Source organism: Amniculibacterium aquaticum (genome assembly GCF_003852705.1).
GTDB classification, from domain to species: domain Bacteria; phylum Bacteroidota; class Bacteroidia; order Flavobacteriales; family Weeksellaceae; genus Amniculibacterium; species Amniculibacterium aquaticum.
Map to the genome: position 1 here is coordinate 41,697 of NZ_REFA01000018.1, position 6,742 is coordinate 48,438.

General features: G+C 33.4%; 6 protein-coding genes and 1 pseudogene. All 7 read right to left on the reverse strand.

The features are described from left to right. Positions 1 to 100 precede the first annotated feature (100 nt). A complete protein-coding gene (locus EIY84_RS08820) occupies positions 101 to 2,398 on the reverse strand; it encodes a T9SS type A sorting domain-containing protein (protein WP_164472029.1) in 2,298 nt (765 codons plus the stop codon). Between the two features lie 152 nt (positions 2,399 to 2,550). Further along, on the reverse strand, positions 2,551 to 3,282 hold the full coding sequence (locus EIY84_RS08825; protein ID WP_124642316.1) for a hypothetical protein: 732 nt from the start codon (positions 3,280 to 3,282) through the stop codon (positions 2,551 to 2,553). Positions 3,283 to 3,367: 85 nt separating this feature from the next. Then, positions 3,368 to 3,976 carry a hypothetical protein gene (locus tag EIY84_RS08830; protein ID WP_124642318.1) on the reverse strand — a complete coding sequence of 203 codons (609 nt, stop codon included), beginning with the start codon at positions 3,974 to 3,976 and terminating at the stop codon, positions 3,368 to 3,370. An 80-nt stretch (positions 3,977 to 4,056) separates the two neighbouring features. After that, positions 4,057 to 4,662, reverse strand: coding sequence for a hypothetical protein (locus EIY84_RS08835; protein WP_124642320.1), 606 nt, complete (start codon positions 4,660 to 4,662; stop codon positions 4,057 to 4,059). Positions 4,663 to 4,742: 80 nt separating this feature from the next. Next, positions 4,743 to 5,239 (reverse strand): annotated as a pseudogene (locus EIY84_RS11965) (hypothetical protein). Between the two features lie 98 nt (positions 5,240 to 5,337). Next, entirely contained in the window at positions 5,338 to 5,865 is a 528-nt protein-coding gene (locus EIY84_RS08845) for a hypothetical protein (RefSeq protein WP_124642322.1), read from the reverse strand. Between the two features lie 60 nt (positions 5,866 to 5,925). After that, positions 5,926 to 6,528: a hypothetical protein gene (locus EIY84_RS08850; RefSeq protein WP_124642325.1), complete on the reverse strand. Its 603-nt coding sequence runs from the start codon at positions 6,526 to 6,528 to the stop codon at positions 5,926 to 5,928. Positions 6,529 to 6,742 lie beyond the last annotated feature (214 nt).

Sequence of the window (6,742 nt, forward strand, 5' to 3'; positions counted from 1 at the left end):
TTTTATTCTGTCAAATGTATTATAATTTTTTATTTAGTACAATAAATTATTGAAAAAACACGGCTTACACAAATTTTGCATAAGCCGTATTGGTAAATAGTTACTCAACTGAAATCTGATGACTTTCTACTTGATTATTAATATATATTTTCAAAATGTAAATCCCTTTGTTTAGACCTTTTACCGAAAATGAAGCTTTGTTGTTTACGATGTTCACTTTCGTTTTCGAGAACCCTAAAATATCATAAAGTTCACCTGTAATTACGGTTTCTTTTTCTGGTTTTTTGGTAGTATCTTTCAATCCGATATACACCATATCATTCGATGGATTTGGAAAAACGGTAAAGGTATTGGCAGATTGTTTCATAAATATACCTGGAGGCAATGCAGTGATTTCGAATTCTGGAATTTCGTACCATTCACTCCAACCGCAAGCGTTTTTGGCTCTTACTTTGAAGCTCGAAAATCCCGGTCCCATCGGACAAATTGTACGGGTATTTTTATCTGTTGATGAGTTGATGATGATTAGATTATTACTTCTTTGCCACTCCCAATTGTTGTTATTAAAAATATCCAATGATGTCATACCTGCAAAATTAGCAACCACTTTATCGGTAGGCAAATCTATTTTCAATTGATCTGTTGGAGCCAAACAATAGGAAACGCCCGTATTGTTTATAAAATTAAAGTCTTTGAAAACCGGAGCACCTACCCAAATTTCTTTTTCTACAACTTGACCGTTTTGAAAAACCGCCGATATAACGCCAACACCATTATATGTACCTTTTACAGTAACTCCCAAACCTGTCTGGCTTACTATTTCCAAATTACCACTTACAGACCAAGTTGCTGCACTTGGCACTTTGCAAATATCACCGAATGTATAAGTTGTATTGGTGTTTACACAAATATTAGCAGGACCTTGTAATGAGCTATCGGGAATAGGAAAATGAGGTGCTTGTAACCCTATGGTTAAATTTTTCATCAACCAATCTACCATATTTTTTGTAAAAGAAATATGCCCCATATTATAGTTTTCGCCATAGAAACTATCAAATTTTGTCTGTCCTGTACATGAAATGTTTTTATTGATTGGTTGATACCAATTTGGAAATCCAGCCGTGTCTAATGCAGAGTGCATGGGGATAAATGCTTGGGGGGATATTACAGTATTTGGATTTGGAGTGTTCAGGTTGACAATTAAATTTGATGCGGTTGTAATAATGCTGACAAACTGGTTAGATGAGGCATCTTGAGTACTGAGAGAATTAACTACCTCCTCTTTTAAGTCATTAGCAGAGTTATTAGTTCCACCTGGAACAGCATCCATTGAACCATCAAAATTATTGATGTAAGCAAGGTTTGTAATGACTATTGGATTAAAAATGGTAGCTCCCGTATTTGAGTGAGCTAGACTATATATTGTTTCATTAATGTTTTGATCTGGATTTCTTCCTAAATTAAAAATAATAGGATTTGTTGCATTCGTAAATTGATTGTAGGGTGGCATAAATCTGTTTTCAATTTTAAATATTCTTTTCCTACCTACCCTTATTCCTAATAGTTTTATCCTTACACTTGCGGCAACATCCAAAAAAACCTGACTTGGTACTGTATTATTATTTCCGGCTAATGAGCCGTTAGTTATAGAAATTTTCTTAATGCCGTTCAACACAGGATAGCCGTTTGAATTGGCAACCCCGTTTGATTTTAGTTCGTTTAAAAATGTAAGACTATTTTGGTTTTTAACAGCATTACCATTAGAATCCACAAGGTCTATTAACATCTGTTCGGCAGCTTTGGAGTGTAGAAGCTCATCATATTGTTTTTCGGCAGTATTATTTTTCAATTTTTTACCGAGAAAGAAAATATCGCCCTGTACAGAAATCGGAATATTGGCTCCTTGGTGTGGACTATCCATAGAAACCCAAAGTTTTGTATTGGTATTGATATTGTTTTTTTCTAAATATGCCAATGCGTATCGTGTTATAAGACCGCCCATACTTGGACCCATGACAACTAATTTCTCTGTACTACCAACATTTTGTAGATTCGTGTTAATTGTTTGGATAAAAGACGCTACTGTTTTGCCATTTCTCGTAATATCATCTGCACCCGCACATATTTCCCCACTTGTTGTATTGCCATCAACCTTATAGTAATAAGGGAAGTTTACCAAAATTACATCGTAATTTTCTGTGTTGAGTTTGTCGATTAAAGAGGTGGGTAATTGCGATGTACTTGAGTATTCCATAAGTTTCTCAATGGATTTATAATTTTGCTGATTAATTCCTGGATTCATTTCTAAACATCTCGCATCGTTTTGGCAATCTTGAAAATCAATTCTTCTTTTATCTCCCGGGTCGAAACCATCTACTATTATGATGGGCTTTCTCACATCGCAGGTGGAATTGTTATTTCCGTAATAAACCTTGTACTCTAATCCTCCTTTTATACCTTGTGAGTCGGCAATTGTAGAACGATATTTTATCAAATTAGAAACAGCACAAGCTCCCGCCTTTGTGGTGGAGGGTGTATTGTTCTTTTTACTTAATAAGATTGTAGCATTGGTTGTTTTACCATATTATTTTCATAAGTTATTCTGAAATTAATTTCTTGTTTTTTTATGGTATTAGTAGCAATAGGGATGTTCACATTGATTCCATTTTGGATAATCACCGAATTGTCTATTAAAGAACGAAAAACGCCATCGTCAAAATTGGCTTCTAATTTTTTGATGGGATTGCCATACTGATACCATTGGTCAGGATTTATTTTGAACAAAAAGCTATCTGTTTCACTGGTAAAAGCAGGATATAAAGGAGATACCAACAACAATTCTTTTTCTATAAAATTAGACACAAAAGAGCTGATAGGGGTAAAAATACCGTTTACCAATTTTAAATTTCCATTGCTGTTGTTTTCTTCATCGTAATTGAGATAAGCACACGGAGTGCTTATTATCCCAATTGGGATGGTGGTTGCAGTTTCTATCTCGCTTGTGAAATTTGGAAATGAATTGAAATTTGTAAAATACTGGTTATTAGACGCAATTTTCAATTCTGATAACCCTTGCTTAAAATGTTGAGCGTTACAGGTATTGAAATCGGTATTGTTAAAATTATACAAATCCGCAAAAATAGGAGCTCTGTCGAGCAATACCTTTTTGGCTGAAAACCCCGTAGTGGGAGTATAGATTTGGGAAATAGCAGTATCCCAATTGGTCTGTCCCCATAAAGCGAGTTGCCAAAATACGAGGAATAAAAATGAAAGTTTTTTCATAATTTTGAAAATTAAATGGTTAATCTGTAAATGCTTAATTATTTATTTTATCTGAGGAGAACTGCAATTCTCCTCTTTTGATTTTTTAAGGAAAATTAGTTGTGTTCATATTTGTTTTATTAAAATCAAATCTACCATCCGTAATATCAATAATGTCGTTTTCATCATTTACATTTTTCACTTTACAAGAAAATGTACCTGAAAAAATTGAATTTTCATTTTTTGAAATTGTTATTTTTCCACTACCTACTATGGATTTATAATTATGAGGTACTCCATTTTTGTAGGCAGTTATATAAATGTAATTTTTATAATTGTCATTGAAAAAGCTTGGTGCTATGCCATCGTAAATTGGATAGTCTCCTATTTGGAATGTCGTAGCTCCTGTTGTGTTTTGCAAGTATATAAAAACCCCGCCTCTATTTGTTTCTCTAAGATCTGCAGCTTGTATGTATAGATATTCACTATTAACACCTTCTCTACCAATTACCGGATAGTGATTACTTCCGGGTGGTACATATCCAATAGAATTTCTAGGTACCATTACTACGCCGTTTATTTTACAGCCAAAGGTGTTTGCTCCTACCATAGTTATTGGTGGTAATTGTGGGTCATAAGGTTTGTCCTCTTCGTTGGTTCTTTCTTTACAAGCAAGTAAGAAAAAAACAGCTAAAATTAAAATTGTGCTTTTCATAATTTTGTTCTTATTTAGGGGTTCATATTGTATAGTAATTGTTTATAGTATAGAGGGCAACGGCAATTGCCCTCTTACTTTTATGGGAAATTGGTGGTATTAATATTCACACCAAAATCAAATCTTCCATCAGTAATTTCTATAATGTCATTTGGGTCGTTTACATTTTTTGCTTTGCAATTAAAAGTTCCTGAACAAATTAAGTTAGAATTAACAGATAAAGTAATTTTACCGGTACCAGCAATAGATTTATAATTATTCGCAACACCATTTTTGTATGCTGTTACATAGATATAGTTATTATAGTTGTCATTCAAATAACTTGGAGTAATACCGTCAAATATTGGGTAATCACCAGATTGGAAAATAGTAGAGCCTACAGTATTTTGCAAATACAAAAAAACTCCACCTCGTTTAGTTTCTCTTAAATCAGCCGCTTGAATAAATTTATATTCATTATCTATTCCTTTTTGTGTCCATACTGGATAGTGATTACTTCCTGGTGGTACATATCCAATAGAGTTTCTGGGTACCATTACTACGCCGTTTATTTTACAGCCAAATGTGTTTGCTCCCACCATGGTTATTGGTGGTAATTGTGGGTCATAAGGTTTTTCCTCTTCGTTGCTTCTTTCTTTACAAGCAAGTAAGAAAAAAGTTGTTAAAATTAAAATTGTGCTTTTCATAATTTTGTAATATTAAATGATTGTTATATTGAGTAGTAATTGTTTATATTATGGAGGGCAACAGTAATTGCCCTTTATTTTTACGGAAAATTAGTTGTGTTAATGGTATTTCTATCAAAATCGAATCGGCCATCCGTTATTTCTATAATATCGTTTGGGTCGTCCTTGTTTTTTAGTTTGCACGAAAAAGTGCCCGAAATAATGTTTGGGTCGCTTTTGGTAACATTTATACCACCTGTATTGGGAATCGATAGATAAATATTGTATTCCAAAGTATTTGAATTAAATACCCTAGCCGTAATAAGGGTATTTGAAGCGGTAACATTACTCCATGCCCCATCACTTTGTCCAATCATATAGTTCTCAACTTTTATTGGGTATAGATTATAGATATTTTTGATATATATATAGCACCCATATTACTTCTTCCATCTGTTGCAAAAATATCTTCATATTCACTTGATGAGGAGCGTTTTACTGGATAGTGATCACTTCCTGGTGGTACATATCCAATAGAGTTTCTGGGTACCATTACTACGCCGTTTATTTTACAGCCAAAGGTGTTTGCTCCCACCATGGTTATTGGTGGTAGTTGTGGGTTGTATTCGTTTTCTCCACTGTTTCGGTCGCATCCCAGAAAAGCCAGAGCAAAAACCAGCGTTAAGATTAGATTTTTCATAATATTTTGTATTTAGGTCGTTTAAAGATAGTAAGAAAATGGGTATCTTTTGCATTATTGTAGTCATAAACACTCCCCGAAACGGGAACATATTTTGCAGTAGTTTCATTGTAAGTTACCCCACCAACAGAAGGATTTTCTTCGTTAAAATTGAGTTTATGGAATGTTGTATTAATAATGCCTATATCAACCGAATTATTAGCAGTGGTTGCTACTGTTCTATTTTTTAATTCTGTTAAACTTATGAACTTTGTTTGGTCGGAAGCTCTGTACAATTCGCTTAACGCTTGGAGAAAGTGTTGGTTACTAGAAATATTACTCTCGGTAGTATTATAATTGATGATGTTAGCAAAAGTGGTTACTTTATCAATTAAAACCCCGGAAGTTATTTGAGAGGTGTCTAAATTGGATAACATCACAGGCCAATTAGGGATATTTTCTGTTTGCTGAATAGTTGCGTTGCCTTGTGCTTTGACATGGGAAAGTAGAAGACAAAAAGCAAGAAGAATATAGATTTTTTTCATGATTTTTAATTTTGTTAGGTTATTTTTAATTTGAGAGGCAATTATCATTATCTATTATTTTTATGGAAATGGGTGGTTTGGTAAAGTGAAAGTATTTATATCAAATCTCCCATCTGTAATTGTTATAATTTCATTTGGATTATCATATCGAGCAAATTTCCCTGAAAAATTCCCTGAAACTATTCCATTAGAATTTCTAGTAATCATTGTGTTTCCAAAGTTTTCAACAGAACCATAATAAGCATAGTTACTAATATTACTATCCCATATTTTAAAATAAATATGGTTATTTGGCGTACTATCTATTCCTTTTTGAAAATTACTTTGTTTTAATACGAAATTCCCTGTACCAATAGAATTAAAATTTTGCAAATGGATAATCATCTGAAAACCAACAGAGCTAGCCCCATCAACAACTTCAATTTCATTCCAAGACACATTGTCAGGTGCTCCCCAAAAGATTACTCCCTTTGCAGTTGGTCCTACGCTAACACCGGTTGGGTCTCTGGGTATATAGACTTTACCATTAATTGTTACGCCAAAAGTATTAGCACCCACTTGCGTTTCGGGGGGCAATGTAAATGTAGGATTTTTTGTGTTTTCACTATCTCTGCTACAACTCATGAGAGTTATAAACGATAGTATGTAAAATACTGTTTTCATATCTATTGGTTTTAAAATTATTTATTCAAATCTACAATTTTTGTAAATGGTTTGTTACTTTATCAATTAAAACCCCGGAAGTTATTTGGAGATCACTGAAAAAGTGAATTTTCAGGAAATATGAAAAAGAAGGAGTTGAAATCTTAGGATTTTAGCTCCTTTTTTTGTACCTTGATAAGGTCTTTTAAAGATAAAGAATGTTAGTCCAACAGCA

Bases quoted from the DNA above. Each gene is read 5' to 3' on its own strand.
- EIY84_RS08825 (WP_124642316.1), bottom strand. From the start codon at position 3,282: ATGAAAAAACTTTCATTTTTATTCCTCGTATTTTGGCAACTCGCTTTA.
- EIY84_RS08830 (WP_124642318.1), bottom strand. From the start codon at position 3,976: ATGAAAAGCACAATTTTAATTTTAGCTGTTTTTTTCTTACTTGCTTGT.
- EIY84_RS08835 (WP_124642320.1), bottom strand. From the start codon at position 4,662: ATGAAAAGCACAATTTTAATTTTAACAACTTTTTTCTTACTTGCTTGT.
- EIY84_RS08845 (WP_124642322.1), bottom strand. From the start codon at position 5,865: ATGAAAAAAATCTATATTCTTCTTGCTTTTTGTCTTCTACTTTCCCAT.
- EIY84_RS08850 (WP_124642325.1), bottom strand. From the start codon at position 6,528: ATGAAAACAGTATTTTACATACTATCGTTTATAACTCTCATGAGTTGT.